Below are 19238 nucleotides of genomic sequence, written 5' to 3'. Positions count from 1 at the left end.
TTCGATTTCTCCCCCATCATCTGCGGAGGAAGGGGGGAACGGGAAGGGGGGTCGGCGTGAAATCACCGCGCGCGGAGCGCGGCCTCCACCCGGTCGCAGGCGGCACCGACCCCGTCCTCCGCCCGGACCGTCCGGCCGATGGACCCGGTGCGGACTTCCACCTCCGGGTCCTCCAGCAGCGGGGCGAGCGCCCGGGCCGCGCCCTCCGCCGTGTAGCGCCCGGCCGGCAGGCTGGCGGCGATGCCGAGGCGCGCCAGCCGCGCCGCATTGTCCGGCTGGTCATGGCTGAAGGGCACCACCAGCATCGGCCGCCCGGCCCGCATCGCCTGCGCGCAGGTGCCGATGCCGCCCTGGTGGATGATGGCCGAGGCCGCCGGGAAGAGCGCCGCATGCGGCAGGTAGTCCACCGCCAGCACCCCCGGCGGCAGCGGCCCGAGTGCCGCCCGGTTCGCCGCCGTTCCGGTCAGCAGCACCGCCCGCTGGCCGAGCCGCCGCGCCGCCTCCAGGCTCTCGGCGAAGAACCGGCCCGGTGCATAGATCGCCGCCGAGCCCAGGGTGAAGACCAGCGGCGGCGGCCCGCCCGCGAGGAAGCGCGCCAGCTCCCGCGGCATCGCCGCCGGCTCGTCCCAGAAGGGAAAGCCCGTCGCCGCCGGCTCCCCCGGCATCAGCAGCGGCGAGAAGAGCGCGAGGGCGAAGGGCGGCGGCCCCGCGGCATTGAGGATCGGGTCGGAGGCCGCCGCCAGGCCGAGCTCCGCCCGGAAGGCCGCGACCTCGCGCGACCAACGTCCGGTCGTCCACCGAGCCACGCCGCGGATCGCCGGCCCGGCCAGGCGCCGCAGCCAGTCCGCCCGCCAAAGCCAGTCATAACCGCCCGGTATGCCGGGGTCGCGCGCCGAGAACAGGGTGAAGGGTTGCAGATAGGCCGGCGCCCAGGGCAGCCCGCGCCGCTCCGCCACCATCGGCGCCGCGGCCGCGACCGGGCTGGCGAGGATGAGCTCCATCCCCTCCGAGGCCGCCATCAGGTCGGCATAGGCCTCACGGATCGGCTCGACCACCAGGGTCCGCCAGACGAATTCGGAGCCGGTCCGCGGGTCCATCGCCCGGGCGAAGGCCTCAAGGTCCGGCTCCCCCTCCGGCATGGTCGGGCGCATCGGGGCGAAGCCAAGCCCGGCCGCCTCGACCCGCCCGCGGTACCCCTCAGCCGTGGCGATGGTGACTTCGTGCCCCCGCCGCTCCAGCCCCGTCGCCACCGCCAGATAGGGGAAGAGGTCCCCGAGCGAGCCGGTGGTGGCGAGGAGGATGCGGCTCAAGGCCGGGTGCTGTCCGGCTTGTCCGGCGCCGGCTGTGGCGACTGGCCCGGCCCGACCGAGGCATGCGCCTCCACCGGCCGCACGCCCATCCACCCCTTCACCCGCTCCCGCATTGCCTGGAAGACGACATAGAGCATCGGGATCATGAAGATGCCGAGCAGCGAGGCCGCCAGCATCCCGCCGAAGACCGGCGTCCCGACCGCGCGCCGGGAGAGCATCGCCGCGCCCGAGGCCGTCACCAGCGGCACGAGGCCGAGGACGAAGGCGATCGAGGTCATCATCACCGCGCGGAACCGGAGCCGGGAGCCCTCGATCGCCGCATCGCGGATCGACATGCCGCGCTCCCGCGCATCCTTGGCGAATTCGATGATGAGGATGCCGTTCTTCGCCGCCAGCGCGATCAGCACGACGAGGCCGATCTGCGCATAGACGTCGAGGCTGAGCCCGGCGATCTGGATGGCGAGGAAGGAGCCGAGGCCGCCCACCGCCACCGACAGCAGCACCGGCACGGGGATGGTCCAGCTTTCGTAGAGGGCGACAAGGAACAGGTAGGCGAAGAGGATGGCCAGCGCGACCACGTAGATGGTCTGCCCCGCCGCCAGCCTCTCCTGATAAGCCGTGCCGGTCCATTCATAGCCGTAGCCCGCCGGCAGCACCCGGCGCGAGAGCTCCTCCATGGCATTCAGCGCATCGCCCGAGGAGACGCCGGGCTTCGGCGCGCCGTTCACCAGCACCGCGCGGTAGTTGTTGTAGCGGCTGATGGTCTGCGGCCCGACCACGATCCGCACATCGGCGAAGGCGCGCAGCGGCACCATGTCGCCGCGGCTGTTGCGCACCCGGATGCGCCAGATGTCGTCGATGTCGTCGCGGTCCTGCGCCTCGGCCTGGATGTTCACCTGCCAGGTGCGGCCGAACAGGTTGAAGTCGTTGACGTAGAACCCGCCGAGCGAGGCCTGCAGCGCCGAGAAGATGTTGGAGATCGGGATGCCGAGCGCCTGCGCCTTGTCCCGGTCCACATCGAGGAAGAGCGAGGGCGTCGCCGCCGAGAAGGTCGAGAAGACCTGCTGCAGGCGGGGGTCCTGGTTCGCCGCGACGACGAGGCCGAGCATCGCGCTGCCCAGCTCCGCCGGGTCACGCCCTTGGAGGTCCTGCAGCTGGTACTCGAAGCCGCCGCCGGTGCCGAGGCCGATGATCGGCGGCAGGTTGAAGGCGACAACCGTCGCCGTCCGCACATTCGCCCCGGCGCCGAAGACCCGCCCGATGGAGGCAAAGACGGAGTCAGCCGGGTCGGTGCGCTGGTCGAAGGGCTTCAGCCGCGCCACGATGAAGGCGGAGTTGGACTGCGCGCCCTGGTCAATCAGCGAGAAGCCGACGATCGCCAGGACGTTCTCGACCGCCGGGATGCCCTTCAGGATGCCCTCGACTTGCTCCACCGTCGCCCGCGTGCGGGAGAGCGAGGCCGCCTGCGGCAGCGAGACCTGCACGAAGAATGTGCCCTGGTCCTCCTGCGGTAGGAAGCCTTGCGGCGTCTTCGAGCCGATGGTGAAGATGCCGAAGCCGATGGCCGCCGTCAGCACCAGCGAGACAACCGAGAGCCGGACGATCCGCCTGACGATGCCCGCATAGCCGTCGCGGACCTTGTCGATGCCGCGCAGGATGTACTTGATCGGCCCCCGCTTCGGCCCGGTATGGCGAAGGAACAGCACGCAGAGCGCGGGCGAGAGGGTCAGCGCGTTCAGCGCCGAGATCACCATCGCCGCCGAGATGGTTACCGCGAATTGCCGGAACAGCACGCCCGAGAGGCCGGGGATGAAGGCGATGGGGACGAAGACCGAAAGCAGCACCAGGGTGATGGCGATGATCGGCGCGGTGATCTCGGCCATGGCCTGCTTCACCGCCCGGTTGGGCGTCCAGTCCGGGTGCTCCTCCATCACCCGCTCGACATTCTCGACGACGACGATCGCGTCGTCGACGACGATGCCGATGGCCAGCACCATGGCGAGCAGGGAAACGGTATTGGCGCTGTAGCCGATGGCGAGCAGGATGGCGAAGGCGCCGATCAGGCTCACCGGCACCGCGATGGTCGGGATGATCGTTGCCCGGAACGAGCCGAGAAAGAGGTAGACCACGATGACGACGAGGACGAAGGCCTCGATCAGCGTGTGGATCACCTCCTCGATCGTGTCCACGACGAAGGTGGAGCTGTCGTAGAGCACCTGCTGCCGCATCCCCTCGGGGAAGCGGGTCGACATCTCCTCCAGCGTGCGCTTCATGGCGTTGGAGACGGTCACGGCATTGGCGCCGGGCGAGAGGTAGACGCCGACGGTGACGGCGGGCTGGGCGTTCAGCCGGCTCACCGTGTCCATGCTCTGCGCGCCGAGCTCGACGCGCGCCACGTCGCGGACCCGCAGCACGGAGCCGTCCGGATTGGCCCGGATGATGATGTCGCTGAACTGCTCCGGCGTGATCAGCCGCCCGAGCGTCTGGATGTTCATCTGGAATTGCTGCGTGTCGGGGATCGGCTGGGCGCCGATGCGGCCGACCGCGGCCTGGATGTTCTGGCTCTGGATTGCCGCGATCAGGTCCTGCGGCGTCAGGTTCAGGCTGGTCAGCCGATCGATCTCGAACCAGACGCGCATGGAATAGTTCTGCGCGCCGAAGATGTTCACCTGGCCGACGCCCGGCACGCGGGACATGCGGTCGACCATGTTGATGGTGAGGTAGTTCGACAGGAAGAGCGGCGTGTGGTCCGGATTGGCCGAGGTCAGCGCGACGAACTGCAGCACCGAGGAGGACTGCTTGCGCACGATGAGCCCGGCCCGCTGAACCTCCTGCGGAAGGCGGGCGATGTTCGCCTGGATGCGGTTGTTGACGTTGACCGTGTTGATGTCCGGGTTGGACCCGAGGGCGAAGCTGACCGAGAGCTGATAGGTGCCGTCATTGGCGCTGTTCGAGCGCATGTAGATCATGTTCTCGACGCCGTTCACGGCGCTTTCGACGATCTGCGCGACGGTTGATTCGATGACGGCGGCCGAGGCGCCCGGATAGGTCGCATTCACCGAGACCTGGGGCGGGACGATGTCCGGGAACTGCGCCACGGGAATCCGCAGCAGGGCCAGCAGGCCGGCCAGGGTGATGACGATGGCGATGACGATCGCCAGCCGGGGGCGGTCGACGAAGACGCTGGAGATCATGATGCGTCAGCCCGGCCGGCCGCCAGCGGCAGGCGCGCCAGGTGGCCTGGCGCCCGGCGGCGGCGCGCCGGCCGGCCCTGCATTCACCTCCTGGCCCGGCCGCACCCGCTGCAGCCCGTCGCTGATCACCTGCTCGCCGCCCTGGAGCCCGTCCTCGACCACCACCTGGTCGCGGATGGTGCGGCCGAGGCGGACCGGGCGGCGCTGCGCCTTCTTCTCGTTGTCGACGACGAGGACATAGTTGCCGCCCTGGTCCTGCAGCACGGCGGCGCGGGGCAGCACGATGGCCTGCACCGGCTCCACGCCCTCGACCGCGACGGTGACGAACTGCCCGTCGATCAGTTCCCGGTCGCCGGGGCTGCCGGCTTGGACGCCGGCGCGCCGGGGGTTCGGGATGAGCGCGCGGATCAACAGGCTGTCCGTGTTGCGGTCGACCTGGGTATCGATGAACTCGATGCGCCCGGCTTGCGGGTAGGGCCGCCCGTCGCTCAGCCGCACGCGGACCACGACGGCATTGACCCCGCCGCGGCTCTCGTAGCGCGCCTGAAGCTCGCCCGCCGTGCGCGAGCTTACGGTGAAGACCACGCGCATCGGGTCCTGGCTGACGACGACGGCCAGCGGATCGGTCAGGGTCGGCGTGACGACGTTGCCGGGCGTCAGGCTGGCGCGGCCGATCTTGCCGTCGATCGGCGAAAGGATGTCGGTATAGCCGAGGCTGATTTCGGCAACGCGCACCGCGGCCTGGGCGCCGAGCAGCTGGGCATTCGCCGTCCGCTCCTGCGCCTGGGCATTGTCGAGCGCGACGCGGGTGCCGGCGCCGGTCTGCTGCAACTCACGGGCGCGGGCCAGCGCCACGCGGGCATTCTCGAGCGTCGCCTGGGCGGAGGCGACATTGGCCCGCGCCTGCTCCAGCTGCGCCTCGAAGGGCGGCTTCTCGATGCGGAACAGCACCTCGCCGGCCTTCACCTCCTGGCCCTCGGTGAAGGCGCGCTCCTGGAGGAAGCCGGTGACGCGGGCGCGGATCTCGACGCGGTTCACCGCCTCGATCCGACCGGTGAACTCGGTGCTCTCGGTCACCGGCTGGCGGTTCGCCGGCATGACGCCGACGGCCGGCGGGCCCTGGGGCCCGAACTGGGCCTCGGCGGGCAGGGCAAGCATGGTGAGCAGGAGAGCGGCGGGGAGGCGGCGCATCATGCAGGTCATCCGGATCGGAGCCGCTGGCGATACCAGGGCGTCCCACCCGGGACCAGATGAATTCCTCGAATAGCGGCCATCCGCGCGGAAGCAGTCTGTCCGAACTGTAACGGCCATCCGCCCCGCCATCCGCCGGAACCGCCGCGCCCTTCGCCCTGACCGGCACCAGGCGGGGGAGGGCGGGCTGCCGGTGACGAAATGTGATGATCTGCAACCTGGTGCGGAAGCATCACGGTATCGGGAGAGGCTGCCTCAACGCTGCGCGAGCACGGCGAGGGCGCCCCGGCCTGTCGTCGAGGGCGGGGAGGGGGCTCCTGAGCAGGACCCGAGGCTAGGCTTTTCGGCGCAGCAGGAGGAAGCCGCTGGTGCAAAGGATCAGCGCGACGGCGAAGCTCCCCAGTGCCGCGCCCACCCCGGCCCAGGCGGCGGCGAGGCCCGAGACCGCCTGCATTACCGCCGCGCCCCCGAAGAAGGCGATGTTCACCGCCGAAAGCGCCCGCCCCGCACGCTCCGGCGGCACCGCGGCGCGAACCTGGCCGAAGACCACCGACTGCACCGAGATCACCGCGCCAATCAGCGCGAAGATCGCCGCGTCCCAGGCCGGCGGCAGGCCGCGCCCGGCCAGCAGCGCGAGGATCAGCCCGGCCACGGCGTAATGGCTCGCGGCCAGCATCAGCACCGGCCGGCCGATCCGCCGCTCCGCCCAACCGCAGATGACGGGGGAAACGGTGAGCGCGAGCGCGCAGAGCGAGAGGACATGCCCGGCCTCGATGCGGGTGAGGCCCTTCGCCTCCATCAGCCAGGGCCCGCCCCAAAGCCCGCGCAGCCCGAGCACCACGGCCAGGCTGGCGAAGCTGAAGACCATCAGCGGCCGGAGCACGGGCGAAGCGGCGATGGCGACGACCTCACCAGCATCCTGAAGCAGCGAGCGGCGCCCGCCGCGCTCCGGGGGCGGGTGATGCACCGTCAGCGCGACGGCGAGCATCGCCAGCACCGCCAGCGCCGCCGTGGCGAGGAAGCCGGCCCGCCAGCCCTGCGCATCAACCAGCCAGGCGAGCGGGCTGCCGGAAAGCAGCATCCCGGTATTGCCGACGGTGAGGATGATGCCGGACCAGAGGGCGAAGCGCGCCGGCGGCACGCCGCGGGCGGCGAAGGTCATCGGCCCCATCAGCATCCCCGAGCAGCCGATGCCGAGCACGACCTGGGCGACCAGCATGCCGGCCGCACTCGTCGCCGTGGCGGCGAGCAGCGCCCCGGCGGCGGCGATCGCCAGCACGGTGAGCGCGGTGCGGCGGACGCCGAAGCGGTCCAGCCCCACCCCGACCGGCACCATGCAAAGGGCGAAGGTCAGCGCGAAGGCCCCGGTGACGGCGGCGAGGCCGTCCGGCGAGAGGCCGAGGTCGCGTTGCAGCACGTCGGCGGCCAGCGCCGGCAAGGTGCGAACGGCGTTGGAGAAGACATGGCCGAGCGTCAGCGCCAGGATCGGCACTGCGGGGCCGCGGATTGGCGGCACGTTTCCTACCCTTTGAACTCGAAGCTTAGTTCCGGAACAGCTTGCCCGGGTTGAGGATGCCCTTGGGGTCGAAGCCCGCCTTGATGCCGCGCATCAGCGCCAGCGCCTCCGGCCCGTGCTCCTGCTCCAGGAATTCGCGCTTGCCGAGGCCCACGCCATGCTCGCCGGAGCAGGTTCCCCCCAGCGCCAGGCCGCGCGCCACGATCTTGCGGTCGATCTCCCAGGCCTTTTCGTGGCCCTGCGGATCGTTCGGATCGTAGAGGATGACCTGGTGGAAATTGCCGTCGCCGACATGGCCGACGATGCAGGTGGTGGCGCCCGCCGCCACCGCATCGGCCTTGGCGCCGAGGATCGCCTCGGCGAGGCGCGAGATCGGCACGCAAACATCGGTGGTGATGGCACGATAGCCGGGGATCAGCGCGACGGCCGCCCAGTAGGCGTCGTGCCGCGCCTTCCACAGCCGGTTGCGCGATTCAGCGTCCGTGGCCCAGGCGAAGCCCTCGCCGCCCATCTCGGTGGCGATGGCCTCCACCGTTTCGGCCTGCTCCTGCACCGCCGCCGGGCTGCCGTGGAATTCGAGGAAGAGGGTCGGCGTCGCCCGGTAGCCCTCGAGCTTCGAGTAGCTGATGCAGGCCTGCATCTGGTCGGCATCCAGCAGCTCGATCCGGGCGACGGGAATGCCGGCCTGCATGGTGGCGATGGTGGTCTCCACCGCCGATTTCAGGTCGGGGAACTGGCAGACCGCCGCCGACATCGCCTCCGGGATGCCGTGCAGGCGCAGCCTGATCCTGGTGATGACGCCGAGCGTGCCCTCGGAGCCGATGAAGAGCCGCGTCAGGTCGTAGCCGTTCGCCGCCTTGCGGGCCCGCCCGCCGGTCTGGATGACGCGGCCATCGGCCAGCACCACCTCGAGGCCGAGGACGTTCTCGCGGATGGTGCCGTAGCGCACGGCGCAGGTGCCGCTGGCCCGCGTCGCGCACATGCCGCCGATGGTGCAATGGCTGCCCGGATCGACCGGGAAGAACATGCCCTGGTCGCGCAGGTAGTCATTGAGCTGATGGCGGGTGACGCCGGGCTCGATCAGGCAGTCCATGTCCTCGCCATTGACCTCGAGGATGTTCGTCATCCGCGACAGGTCGAGCGAGATGCCCCGCCGCACCGGGTTCACATGCCCTTCGAGGCTGGTGCCGGCGCCGAAGGCGACGAGGGGGACGCCGTGCTGGTGGCAGAGGGCCAGGATGCGGCTGACCTCCTCCGTGCTCTCGGGGAAGGCGACGGCATCGGGGAGGGTGGGCGGCGTCTGGTCCTCGCCGCGGCTGTGCTGCTCGCGCACCGCCTGGGCGGTCGAAAGGCGGTCCCCGATGAGATCGCGCAGGGCGGCGATGACGGCATCCACGGGGCGGGGGGCGATGGTATTCATGGGGTTTCCTCGGCCCGGTGCAGCGGGCAGGTCAGGCAATGCGGGCCGCCGCCGCCGGCGGTGAAGAGCGAAAGGGCGGGGTCGAGCACGGTGAGCCCCTCCGCCCGCAGCGCGGCATTGAGGTCGCGGCTCTCGGCTGCCGATATCACGCGCTCTTCGCCGAGGGAAAGGATGTTGCAGCCAAGCTGCATCGCCGCCCGGTAGGGCACGGGCAGGCAGGCGATGCCCCGCTCCGTCAACCAGGCGATGAAGTCATCGGGCAGCACGTCCAGGCAGGCGACGGCGAGGCCGGGCGCGGCCAGGCAGAACAGCACGTCGAGATGCAGGAAATGCTCGTCGAAGGGCTGGATGCGCACCTCCCAGCCCTCGGCGCGCAGCCAGAAGGCCAGCTGCTCCGCCCCGTCGAGATCGGTGCGGCCGCCAGAGGCGCCGACCAGCGCGAGGCCGGGGCGGAGGATGTGGACATCGCCCCCCTCCAGCGTCCCGGCCGAGGATTTCCGCCAGAAGTGCCCGCCATGCCAGTCGATAAGCGCGGCATACTCGCCGCGACGCTGCGGCCGCTCCAGCTGGCAGAGGACGGGGCCGCGATGCGTCACCACCACGCTGTCGCGGGTATAGGCCATGTAGGGCAGATGCGGCTCGGGCGGCAGGTGATGGGCGGTGGCGCCGCCCTGCTCCAGCGCCGCAACCAGTTCACGGTGCTGGGATTGCAGGCCCTGGAGGTCGGCCTCGCCGCCGCCGGCGAGCGTCCGGCGGGCGATGCTGTTGGTCGGCAGCCAGCGGTAGTGGTCGGGGGCGCAGACCAGCACGTCGGTCAGGCGGCCGGTTTCGGAAGTGACGGTCCAGTCGGGCATGCCGGCCAGGGTGCCGGGGCCGGGCGACGGCGTCCAGAGAGCGGCATCGAGACCTCAAGGCTTGAGGCGGCGCAGCAGCCGAGCCCCGGCAACCGCCGCCACGGGACCGGCTGGTGGCGAGGCGCATCCCCGCACGGATCAATGCTAATTCGCGACGTCCGCCGCGCGTTGACGCCCCCGCGGCCCGCGCCTAGCGTCGCCATCCCGATTATGGACTCCCAAGGGGGAAACGATGCCCAACAAGGTCAAGGCAGCATGGCAGGCCGGCAAGGCCGTGGTGAATGGCTGGCTCGCCATTCCGAACGCCTTCAGCGCCGAGATGTACAGCCAGGCCGGCTGGGACAGCGTCACCGTCGACATGCAGCACGGCGTGCAGGACTACCTTTCCTGCGTCGCCTGCTTCCAGGGCATGCAGCCCTCGGGCGTGCTGCCGATGGTCCGCGTGCCGTGGAACGAGCCGGGCATCATCGGCAAGGTGCTGGATGCCGGCGCCTATGGCGTCATCTGCCCGATGGTGAACACCGAGGCCGAGGCGCGCCAGCTCGTCCAGTACTCCAAGTATCCGCCGCGCGGCACCCGCAGCAACGGCCCGATCCGCGCCGGCGTCTATGGCGAGGCGGGCGGCTACCAGAAGACCGCGAATGACGAGATCCTCGTGATCCCGATGATCGAGACGCAGACGGCGCTCGACAACCTCGAGGCCATCCTCGACGTGCCGGGGATCGACGCGATCTATGTCGGCCCCTCCGATCTCGGCCTGTCGCTCGGCATGCCGGCGATCCTCGACCGCGAGGAGCCGGAAATCCTGAAGATCTACGAGCGGCTCATCAAGGAAACCTCGAAGCGCGGCATCGCGGCGGGGCTGCATAATTCCTCGCCGAAATACGCGAAGAAGATGATCGACATGGGCTTCAAGCTCGTGACCGTCGGCGGCAACGAGGTCGGGCTGATGGTCAATGCGGCGAAGGCCGCGATCAAGGAAACCCGCGGCGGTTAATCCGCGGGGAGCCTTCGCCCGGCCTGACGGGGAGTTGCCATGCTGCGCCTCATCGCCGGCAGGCTGGTGCAGATCGGGGTGGTGCTTGCCATCCTCTCCGCGCTGGTCTGGCTGGCGATGGGGCTGATGCCAGGCGATCCGCTCGACCTCGCCATGGCGGCCGACCCGCGGCTGACGGCCGCCGACGCCGCGCGCCTGCGCGCGCTGCACGGCCTCGACCGCCCGCTCGCCGAACGCTATCTCGCCTGGGCGGCTGCCGTGCTGCGGGGCGAATTCGGCTTCTCCCGCCTCTACGCCCTGCCGGCGACAGCGGTGCTCTGGCCGGCGCTGCGCTCCACCCTGGTGCTGCTCGGCTGGGCGCTGCTGCTTTCGGCCGGAATCGGCATCGCGCTCGGCGTGCTGGGTGCGACACGGCGGGGCATGGGCGCGCTCGCCGATGGCCTGGCGCTGCTGGCGCAATCCCTTCCAGGCTTCTGGCTCGGCATTCTCCTGGTCATCCTCTTCGCCGTCGAACTCGGCTGGCTCCCGGCGGGCGGGACGGGAGAGGGCGGCAGCCTCGCCGAGGCGGCGCGCTTCCTCCTGCTGCCCGTGGCGACGCTCGCCTTCGTCAACGTCGCCGCCTATGCGCGGCACAGCCTCGCCGCCATGCGGCAGGAGATGGCGCAGCCCTATATCCGCACGGCGCGAATGAAGGGCCTCCCGGAGCGGCAGGTGGTCTGGGGCCATGCTTTCCCCAATGCGGCGATCCCGGTGGTGACCGTTGCGGCGCTCGATGCCGGCAGCCTCGTCTCCGGCGCTTTGGTGACCGAGACGATCTTCGCCCGGCCGGGGATGGGCAAGCTGATCTATGACAGCATCATGGGCAACGACTACAACCTGGCGCTGCTTGCCCTGCTGCTGGCGGCGTTGGTGACGATGCTGGCGACACTCGCGGCCGATTGCGTGCAGCGGCTGATCGATCCGCGGCTGGCGCATTGATGCGGCTGGCGCTGGGGCTGCTGCTGCTCGGCCTGCTCGGGCTCGGGGCGGCGGGCGCGGGCTGGGCGCAGGGCTGGCTCGGCGCCGACCCCTTCAGCCCCGACCTGCTGGCGCGCTACGGCGAGGCCACCGCCGCCCACCCACTCGGCACCGACGAACTGGGGCGGGACCTCCTGCTGCGGCTGCTGCATGGCGCGCGGGTTTCGCTCAGCGTCGGGCTTGCGGTGGCGATCGGCGCGACGGGCCTCGGCACGGCGGTCGGCCTGCTCGCCGCGTGGCGCGGCGGCTGGGCCGATGCCGTGCTGATGCGGCTGGCCGATGGGCTGCTGGCCCTGCCGGCGCTGCCGCTGCTCGTCGTGCTGGCGGCGGTCGATACCGGGCGCTTCGGCCTGCCGCGCGGCGAGGCCGCCTTCGACATTCTCCGCATCGTCGTGATCCTCGTCGCCTTCGGCTGGGTCGGCACCGCCCGGCTGGCGCGGGCGGCGGCGCTGACCCAGCTCTCGCTCGACTACGTGGCGGCAGCGCGCGTCTCGGGCGCCAGCGAGGCGCGGGTGCTGCTGCGCCACGTGCTGCCGAATATCGCGGGGCCCATCGGCGTCGCCGCGGCGCTCGCCGTCGCCGGGGCAATCCTCGCCGAAAGCACGCTGAGCTTCCTGGGCTTGGGCATCCAACCGCCCGCGCCGAGCTGGGGCAACATGCTGTCCAACGCCCAGGAGATGGTCTTCTCCGCGCCGATGCAGGCGGTCTGGCCGGGCCTCTGCATCCTGCTCGCCGTCGCCGGCGCGACGCTGGTGGCCGACGGCCTGCGCCGGGGGTGAGCGCTGCCGCCTCGCAGCGGTCACGGCCCGGCTTTGGTGATCCGCCTCGACCCGGCCGGGGCTGGGCCGTCCGGCGACAGCGGCGTGCTCACGATGAAGCGGCGATGGCCATGGCCCGAGGTCATCGGGTGCTGCGCCGTCGTCTGCGCCTCCGATTTCGCGGAGACAATGAGGCAGACGCCGACGACGACGACGGCCGTGGCCAGCATCGCCTGCCAGGTGAGGGGTTCGGCGAAGAGCAGCCAGCCCAGCCCCAGCGCCACCACCGGGTTCACATAGGAGAAGGTGGTCGCCACCGAGGACGTCACATTGGCCGCGAGAAAGCCGAAGGCGGTGAAGCCGACCACGGCGGTGAGGATCAGCCAGCAGAGGCCGAGCCAGGATTGCGTCGAGACGGCATGCCAATCGAGCCCGGTCACGTCCCCCATCAGGCCGGCCGCGAGGAGCAGGACGGCGCCGCCGCAGAGCAGCTCCATCCCGGCCGCCAGGCGCGGGTCGTCCGGCAGGCCGGCGCGCGGCGCCAGCACCGCGCCGAGCGCCCAGGCGCACTGGCTGGCGATCAGCAGCGTGACGCCGAAGAGATCGAGATCGGCTCCAGGCCGGAGCAGCAGCCCGAGGCCTGCGATGCCGATCACCAGGCCGATCAGGGCGCGTCGGGCCGGGCGCTCACGGAAGAGCAGGTAGCCGAGGCAGGCGGCGACGATCGGCAGCAGGGCGGACATCACCCCGGCGATGCCGGAGGGCACGGTCTTCTGGCCGAAGGTGCCGCCCCCGGCGCCGAAGACGAGGATCAGCAGGCCGATCCCAAGCGCGGCCAGCCAGTGGCGGCGGGTCGGGCGAGGTCCGCCGGAGGCACGCGACCAGAGATAGAGGACCGCCCCCGCCACGATGCCGCGAATGCCGACGAGGAGCAGCGGCGGCAGCGTATCGAGCGCCGCCCGCGCGCCGGCCGGGCCGGAGCCGAAGCTTGCATAGGTGGCGGCGAGGGCGAGGGGGATGCGCCAGTCCATGGCGCGGGGCAGCAGTCGGGCGAGGGAGGCCGGGAAGCTCGCGCCGCTCAAGGCGTGGCGGCTCGGCCAGGGCCCTGCCGGGGTGGAGTGTTCAACCTTTGGGCCATCGGTGCCTCCGGCAGTCAGCGCAGGCAAGGGCGAACACGGGAGGCTCGGGAAAGTTCGGACCGCAAGCGGCGCGATGCGCCACCTGCAGCCTCCGATGTCGCTCTGAGCGCAGGGAGCAGCGAGGCCCTGGCGCCCACCGAAGACCGGCTTTCGAGCAGGCCAGGAAGGCTCTAACGCCCCTGTTCCTTCCGCCAGGCGGCAAAGAGCTCCCGGTTCTTCGGGTCGGTCATCGGGTAGAGGCCGCGGATGGTGTGGCCGGCGGCAACGCGCTCCTGCACGAAGTCCTCGCCGACCGTCTGCTCATGGGCCTCCTGCGCCACCTGGTCGGCCAGATGCGCGGGGATGCAGACCACGCCCTCGCCATCGCCCACCATGATGTCGCCGGGATAGACCGGCACCTCGCCGCAGGCGATCGGCAGGTTGAGGTCGACGGCGTGGTGGCGGATCAGGTTGGTCGGGGCGCTTGGCGCGGCGTGATAGACCGGCCAGGGCATCTCCGCGATCTCCGGCGTGTCGCGGAAGCCTCCATCGGTGATGGCGCCGGCGGCGCCGCGCGTCATCAGCCGGGTGAGCAGGATGCCGCCGGCGCTGGCCGCCCTGGGGTCGCCGCGGCTGTCGATGACGAAGACGCTGCCGGGCGGGCATTCCTCCACACCCTTGCGCTGCGGATGGTCCGGGTCGAGGAAGGCGTCGAGCGTGTCGAGATCCTCCCGCGCCGGGATGTAGCGCAGCGTGTAGGCCGGTCCGACCAGCCGTGGCGCCGCCGGGTTCACCAGCTGCGGCCCTTGCAGGAACAGGTTGCGGAAGCCGTGCTTGAACAGCGCGGTGGTGAGGGTTGCGGTGCTGACCTCGGCGAGCTTGCGGCGGGTGTCGGGGTTCATGGCTGTCCTGGCGCGGTGGTCGGGGCGGCGCAGTCTGGCGCCGGGCTGCCATGGCTGTCGAGGAAGGGCGCTAGTCAGGCGCCACCGGGCAGGCGCCACCGGGCAGCGCGGCGTCCGGCAGGCCGGGAGGATGGGCCGCTACCGGTCGGGGAGCCAGATCTCCAGCATGCCGGTGCTTGGCGCCGGCTCGAAATTGCGGAAGTCCTGGATCGCCCAGCCTCGCCCGAGGCGGCCGGCGAGGCGGGCGGCGGCCGGCGCATCCTCGCCATGGAAGTAGCGGACGACGCGCTGCGAGGGGGTGGCGGTGACGACGCGCGGCTCCCCGAGGTCGAAGCCGGCCTCGCGGAGCTGCGGGGCCAGCTCGGCCGCAGCGTTGGCGGCGGCCGAGGAACCGGCGCGGAGATGGATGTAGACGCGCGGCTGGCCGGGCGCGGCGGCCACCGTCTCCGGCAGGCGGAGCGGCCGGGGCGGTGGGGCGAGTATCTGTGGCGTGGGCGGCTGGGCTGCGGCAAGGTCGCGCCGACCAGAGGCGAGGTCGCGGCGAAGCGCGGCGAGCTCCGCCTCGGCGGCGGTGCGGGCCTGACGCAGGGTCGCCAGCTCGGCTTCGGCCGAAGCGCGGCCCTGGCGCAGCGTGGCCAGCTCCGCCTCCGCCGTGGCGCGGGCTTGGCGCAAGCTGTCGAGCCGGGCCTGCTCGGCGGCAACATCGGCCCGGAGGGCAGCGGCATCGGCTGCCGAAGGAGCGGCAGGGGTGGAGGTGGGGGCCGGCGCCACCGGAGGCGGGGCCGGCTGGGGAGCCGGCGCGAGGCTTGCCACGGGCGCCGCGGGACGCGGCGGCGCCCGCAGGCCGATGCCGATCGTGACGCCGCCTGCCAGCCCGGCCAGGGCCAGCACCAAGCCGGCCGGGGCCATCCAGGAATTGCGCTTCCGCGGACGCAGGAGCGGGGGGGCAGGCGGACGCCTCGACACGATCAGCAAGCTACCTCAAGCCGGAGAGAAGGCGCCTCAGTGGCGCTCTTCCGTCTCAACGGCCAGCTCGCGCTCCGGGTTCTCGGCCAGACTCTGGGCGGCCAGGGCCCGGGCCATCTGGCTCAGCGCCTCCTGGTGCTTCTCGTTGTCGATCAGCGCGAAATTGCGGGCCAGTTCCAGGCACATGCGCTGACGCGGGGAGATCTCGCTCGGCTCGCTCTCATCGGCCAGGCCCTCGAAGAACCAGGAGACGGCGACGTTCAGCACCTGGGCGATCTCGAACAAGCGGCCGGCGGAGATGCGATTCAGGCCGCGCTCATATTTGTGAGCCTGCTGATAGGTAACCCCGATCATCCGGGCGAGTTGCTGTTGGGAGAGGCCCATCATCACCCGCCTCTCCCGGATCCGGGCGCCGACATGGCGATCCGCCGCATTGGCCCGCTGACCCATCTTGGCGGCAGCGGGGCGCGGCGTACCGGTTTCGGTGCTGGCTGGCATATTGTATCCCTCGGAGCCCGTGGTTGTCTCACCTTGGGCAATGCCGTGGGATGGTCCCCGTTCCACCGCAGCGCGTGACGAACGCGTGATGGAGGCAGAACGGTCCGATTCACCCGGAGCGCGAGGAGTCCGTCTTGCCGCGTTGCAATTCGGTCAGTTGCTGGCGCAGGGATTCGACCTCGGCCTTCAGGGATTCAATGGTTTGACCGGAGGGGCCGTGCCCCGGGGCCTGGCCGGTGCCGTGCGGCGCGTCGCTGGGACGGAAAGGCGAGAAGAGGCTCATCGCCCGCTCCATCATCGCCATGTTCTGCTTGCTCACTTCCTCGATGCTTGGAAAAGGCATGAAGCCCCCCATCGCCTGTTCCATCGAACGGCGCATCTGCGACTGCTGGCGTGCGAAGCCGTTCATCGCCACGTCGAGGTAGCGGGGCAGCACGGTCTGTAGGCTGTCGCCGTAGAAACCGATGAGATGGCGAAGAAAGCCCTCGGGCAGCAGGTTGCGGCCCTTGGACTCTTCCTCGACGATGATCTGGGTAAGGACGGAACGCGTGATCTCCTCGCCCGATTTAGCGTCGTAGACCACGAAGTCGCGGCCCTGCCGGACCATTCCGGCCAGGTCTTCCAGGGTGACGTAGCTCGAGGACTCCGTGTTGTAGAGGCGGCGGTTGGCATATTTCTTCACCACCACCGGAGGGGCGGCGGGAAGCTCGGGCGCAGGTTCGGCGCGGGCGGTGCTGTCGGCCATGGCGTTTCCGATGCGGCTCTTGCGTGAAAGGCCGGACAGCGTAGCACGCCCGAATGGCCCGCGCGGAAGCGGGTTTTTGCATTGCACACAATCGCGCGCGGGGATGCGGCATGGCGGGAGGGGACGGGCTCGACCGGCTGGCGGAGGAATGGATCGGGCTTTGGCAGGAGGAGGTCACGGCGCTCTCCGCGGATGCCGACATGATGGCGGCCTGGCGGCTGGTGCTGGCCGGATGGCCAAGGGAATGGCCCGGGGGCGCGCCGCGTGAGGCGGGGGCCACGGCCGCTGCCGCTGCATCTCGGCCTGCTGGGGATGCGGCGGTGGCTGGCGATGACGGCGTTGCCGCTGGCCTCCTTGCCCGGATCGCCGAGCTCGAAGCCAGGGTGGCCGCGCTCGAGGCCGGCGCTGGAGAGCCTCGCCGGCCGGCTCGCCGCCGCCGGCCACCCGCCTGAGGCCTTCGCCCGCGCCGTCTGGCGCGCGCTCGACCGAGAGGATGCCGCGCTGCTCGTCGGGATCCGCGCCTATCGCCGGCATCCCTGGCAGCGGGAGGCGCCGGCGCTGTCGGTGCCCTGGGCCGAGGGCGGCAGCCGGCTGCTCGACTATGGCGGCGAGGGGCCTACGGTCCTCGTCGTGCCCTCGCTGGTGAACCGGGCGGATATCCTCGACCTGATGCCGGAGGCCTCCATGCTCCGCTTCCTGGCCGGGCAGGGGCTCAGGGTGCTGCTGCTCGACTGGGGCGAGCCCGGCCCTGTCGAGCGACGCTTCGCCCTCACCGACTATGTCGCCGGGCGGCTGGAGCGGGCGCTGGCTGCGGCCGGAGAGCCGGTGGTGCTGGTCGGGTACTGCATGGGCGGGCTGCTGGCGATGGCCGCGGCCCAGCGCCGGCCGGAACGGGTGCGGGCGCTCGGCCTGCTGGCGACGCCGTGGGATTTCTGGGCGGAGGATGCGGGCCGGGCGCGATCGCTCGGTGCGCTGCTGCCGGGTCTGGAGCCGCTGCTGGCGGCGACGGGGGCCATGCCGGTCGACGTTCTCCAGGCGCTCTTCGCCGCGCTGGATCCCTTCGCCGTCGCCGGGAAATACCGCGGCTTCGCGGCGCTCGACCCGGACAGCCCGCGGGCCCGGCGCTTCGTCGCGCTGGAAGACTGGCTGAACGACGGCATCGCGCTGGCCGCGCCGGTGGCGCGGGAGGTGCTCGGCCAATGGTATGGGGCGAATGCGCCGGCGCGGGGCGAATGGCGCATCGCCGGCGAGGCGGTGGAGCCGCGGCAGCTCGCCATGCCCAGCTTCCTCGCCATTCCGTCGCGCGACCGGATCGTGCCGCCGGCCTCGGCCCTGGCGTTGGCCGGGGCGCTGCCGGGAGCCCTGGTGCATGGGGCGGCGGCCGGCCATATCGGCATGGTGGCCGGGCAGGGGGCCGAGGAGGCGCTGTGGCGACCGCTGCGACGCTGGCTCTCGGGGCTCGGCTTGTAGCCAGGGCCGGTGTGGGTTCAGACTGCGCCGGATTGCATAAAACGGGTTAGGGAAGCCAGATATGACCGATATCGTCATTGCCGCCGCGGCGCGCACGCCGGTCGGCAGTTTCTCCGGGGCCTTTGCCAGCCTGCCGGCGCATGCGCTCGGCACCATCGCGCTGAAGGCGGCGATGGAGCGGGCCGGCGTGCGGCCTGAGGAGGTGGACGAGGTCATCCTCGGCCAGATCCTGACCGCGGGCGCCGGGCAGAACCCGGCCCGCCAGGCCGCCGTCGCCGCCGGCATCCCGGTCGAGCGGACCGCCTTCGGCATCAACCAGCTCTGCGGCTCCGGCCTCCGGGCGGTGGCGCTGGCGGCGCAGCAGATCGCGACCGGCGATGCGAGCATCGTTGTCGCCGGCGGCCAGGAGAGCATGACCCAGGCGCCGCACGCCCAGCAGCTCCGCGCCGGGCAGAAGATGGGCGACCTCCAGCTCGTCGACACCATGATCAAGGACGGGCTGTGGGATGCCTTCCACGGCTACCACATGGGCACGACCGCCGAGAACGTCGCGCAGAAGTACCAGATCACCCGCGAACAGCAGGACGAGTTCGCCGCCGCCTCGCAGCGCAAGGCGGGCGAGGCGATGAAGGCCGGGCGCTTCCGCGACGAGATCGCCCCGGTGACGGTGAAGACGCGGAAGGGCGAGGTGACGATCTCCGACGACGAGTACCCGAAGCCCGAGACCACGCTCGAGGTGCTGCAGAAGCTGCGGCCGGCCTTCAGCAAGGACGGCACGGTGACGGCGGGCAATGCGAGCGGCATCAACGACGGCGCCGCGGCGCTGGTGGTGATGTCGGCCGAGGAGGCGCGCAAGCGCGGCATCACCCCGCTGGCGCGCATCGCCTCCTGGGCAACGGCGGGCGTCGATCCCTCGATCATGGGCACGGGGCCGATCCCGTCGAGCCGCAAGGCGCTGCAGAAGGCGGGCTGGGACATCTCGACGCTCGACCTGATCGAGGCGAACGAGGCCTTCGCGGCGCAGGCCTGCGCGGTGAACAAGGACCTCGGCTGGGACACCTCGAAGGTGAACGTCAACGGCGGCGCCATCGCCCTCGGCCACCCGATCGGCGCCAGCGGCGCGCGCGTGCTCAACACGCTGCTCTTCGAGATGCAGCGGCGCGAGGCCAAGCGCGGCCTGGCGACGCTTTGCATCGGCGGCGGCATGGGCGTCGCGATGTGCCTGGAGCGGGTGTAAACTCGCGGCGGGGCCCGGGGGGAAGCTTTCCCCCCGGCGGGGTGC

At 71.4% G+C, this 19238-nt stretch carries 16 protein-coding genes; 5 read left to right on the top strand and 11 right to left on the bottom strand.

Annotated elements, in window-relative coordinates; genetic code table 11:
- Nucleotides 1-62: 62 nt before the first annotated feature.
- From LH62_RS24185 to LH62_RS24160, 6 genes are all read right to left on the bottom strand, one after another.
- Nucleotides 63-1310, bottom strand: coding sequence for a glycosyltransferase (locus tag LH62_RS24185; protein ID WP_043364663.1), 1248 nt, complete (start codon nt 1308-1310; stop codon nt 63-65).
- Nucleotides 1307-4504: an efflux RND transporter permease subunit gene (locus LH62_RS24180; protein ID WP_043364662.1), complete on the bottom strand. Its 3198-nt coding sequence runs from the start codon at nt 4502-4504 to the stop codon at nt 1307-1309. The genes LH62_RS24185 and LH62_RS24180 overlap by 4 nt, the downstream gene beginning before the upstream one ends.
- 6 nt (nt 4505-4510) lie before the next feature.
- Entirely contained in the window at nt 4511-5698 is a 1188-nt protein-coding gene (locus LH62_RS24175) for an efflux RND transporter periplasmic adaptor subunit (protein WP_160299881.1), read from the bottom strand.
- A gap of 331 nt (nt 5699-6029) precedes the next feature.
- Complete coding sequence (locus tag LH62_RS24170) at nt 6030-7211, bottom strand: MFS transporter (RefSeq protein WP_043364660.1); 1182 nt, start codon at nt 7209-7211, stop codon at nt 6030-6032.
- A 25-nt stretch (nt 7212-7236) separates the two neighbouring features.
- Complete coding sequence (locus LH62_RS24165) at nt 7237-8631, bottom strand: FAD-binding oxidoreductase (RefSeq protein WP_043364659.1); 1395 nt, start codon at nt 8629-8631, stop codon at nt 7237-7239.
- Nucleotides 8628-9485, bottom strand: coding sequence for a dimethylarginine dimethylaminohydrolase family protein (locus LH62_RS24160; protein WP_043364658.1), 858 nt, complete (start codon nt 9483-9485; stop codon nt 8628-8630). Before LH62_RS24160 ends, LH62_RS24165 begins: the two co-directional genes overlap by 4 nt.
- A gap of 232 nt (nt 9486-9717) precedes the next feature.
- Here LH62_RS24160 and LH62_RS24155 point away from each other — a divergent pair, with 232 nt between their 5' ends.
- Genes LH62_RS24155 through LH62_RS24145 form a run of 3 tightly spaced genes read left to right on the top strand, consistent with a single transcriptional unit; the run spans nt 9718 to nt 12278 of the window.
- Nucleotides 9718-10482 (top strand): HpcH/HpaI aldolase/citrate lyase family protein, encoded by a 765-nt coding sequence (locus LH62_RS24155; protein ID WP_043364657.1) that lies wholly within the window; start codon nt 9718-9720, stop codon nt 10480-10482.
- A 39-nt stretch (nt 10483-10521) separates the two neighbouring features.
- Complete coding sequence (locus LH62_RS24150; RefSeq protein WP_043364656.1) at nt 10522-11460, top strand: ABC transporter permease; 939 nt, start codon at nt 10522-10524, stop codon at nt 11458-11460.
- Nucleotides 11460-12278, top strand: a complete 819-nt coding sequence (locus LH62_RS24145; protein WP_236552620.1) for an ABC transporter permease — start codon at nt 11460-11462, stop codon at nt 12276-12278. Before LH62_RS24150 ends, LH62_RS24145 begins: the two co-directional genes overlap by 1 nt.
- Nucleotides 12279-12298: 20 nt before the next feature.
- On the opposite strand, the gene LH62_RS24140 is transcribed toward LH62_RS24145, so the two are convergent.
- The 5 genes from LH62_RS24140 to phaR form a co-directional block, all read right to left on the bottom strand.
- Entirely contained in the window at nt 12299-13339 is a 1041-nt protein-coding gene (locus LH62_RS24140; protein ID WP_043364654.1) for an EamA family transporter, read from the bottom strand.
- Between the two features lie 227 nt (nt 13340-13566).
- Nucleotides 13567-14277, bottom strand: coding sequence for a ribonuclease activity regulator RraA (locus LH62_RS24135; RefSeq protein ID WP_043364653.1), 711 nt, complete (start codon nt 14275-14277; stop codon nt 13567-13569).
- A 138-nt stretch (nt 14278-14415) separates the two neighbouring features.
- Nucleotides 14416-15186: a hypothetical protein gene (locus LH62_RS28690; protein WP_052214868.1), complete on the bottom strand. Its 771-nt coding sequence runs from the start codon at nt 15184-15186 to the stop codon at nt 14416-14418.
- Nucleotides 15187-15279: 93 nt separating this feature from the next.
- A complete protein-coding gene (locus LH62_RS24125; protein ID WP_369796810.1) occupies nt 15280-15741 on the bottom strand; it encodes a helix-turn-helix domain-containing protein in 462 nt (153 codons plus the stop codon).
- A gap of 109 nt (nt 15742-15850) precedes the next feature.
- Nucleotides 15851-16486, bottom strand: coding sequence for a polyhydroxyalkanoate synthesis repressor PhaR (gene phaR, locus LH62_RS24120; protein ID WP_052214867.1), 636 nt, complete (start codon nt 16484-16486; stop codon nt 15851-15853).
- A 264-nt stretch (nt 16487-16750) separates the two neighbouring features.
- On the opposite strand from phaR, the gene LH62_RS24115 reads away from it, so the two are divergent.
- Both LH62_RS24115 and LH62_RS24110 read left to right on the top strand, forming a co-directional pair.
- Complete coding sequence (locus LH62_RS24115; protein WP_043364652.1) at nt 16751-17956, top strand: alpha/beta fold hydrolase; 1206 nt, start codon at nt 16751-16753, stop codon at nt 17954-17956.
- A gap of 61 nt (nt 17957-18017) precedes the next feature.
- On the top strand, nt 18018-19193 hold the full coding sequence (locus LH62_RS24110) for an acetyl-CoA C-acetyltransferase (protein ID WP_043364651.1): 1176 nt from the start codon (nt 18018-18020) through the stop codon (nt 19191-19193).
- Nucleotides 19194-19238 lie beyond the last annotated feature (45 nt).

This window comes from Belnapia sp. F-4-1 (assembly GCF_000802185.1).
Taxonomy (GTDB): domain Bacteria; phylum Pseudomonadota; class Alphaproteobacteria; order Acetobacterales; family Acetobacteraceae; genus Belnapia.
This window is presented reverse-complemented; position numbering and strand designations above follow the sequence as displayed.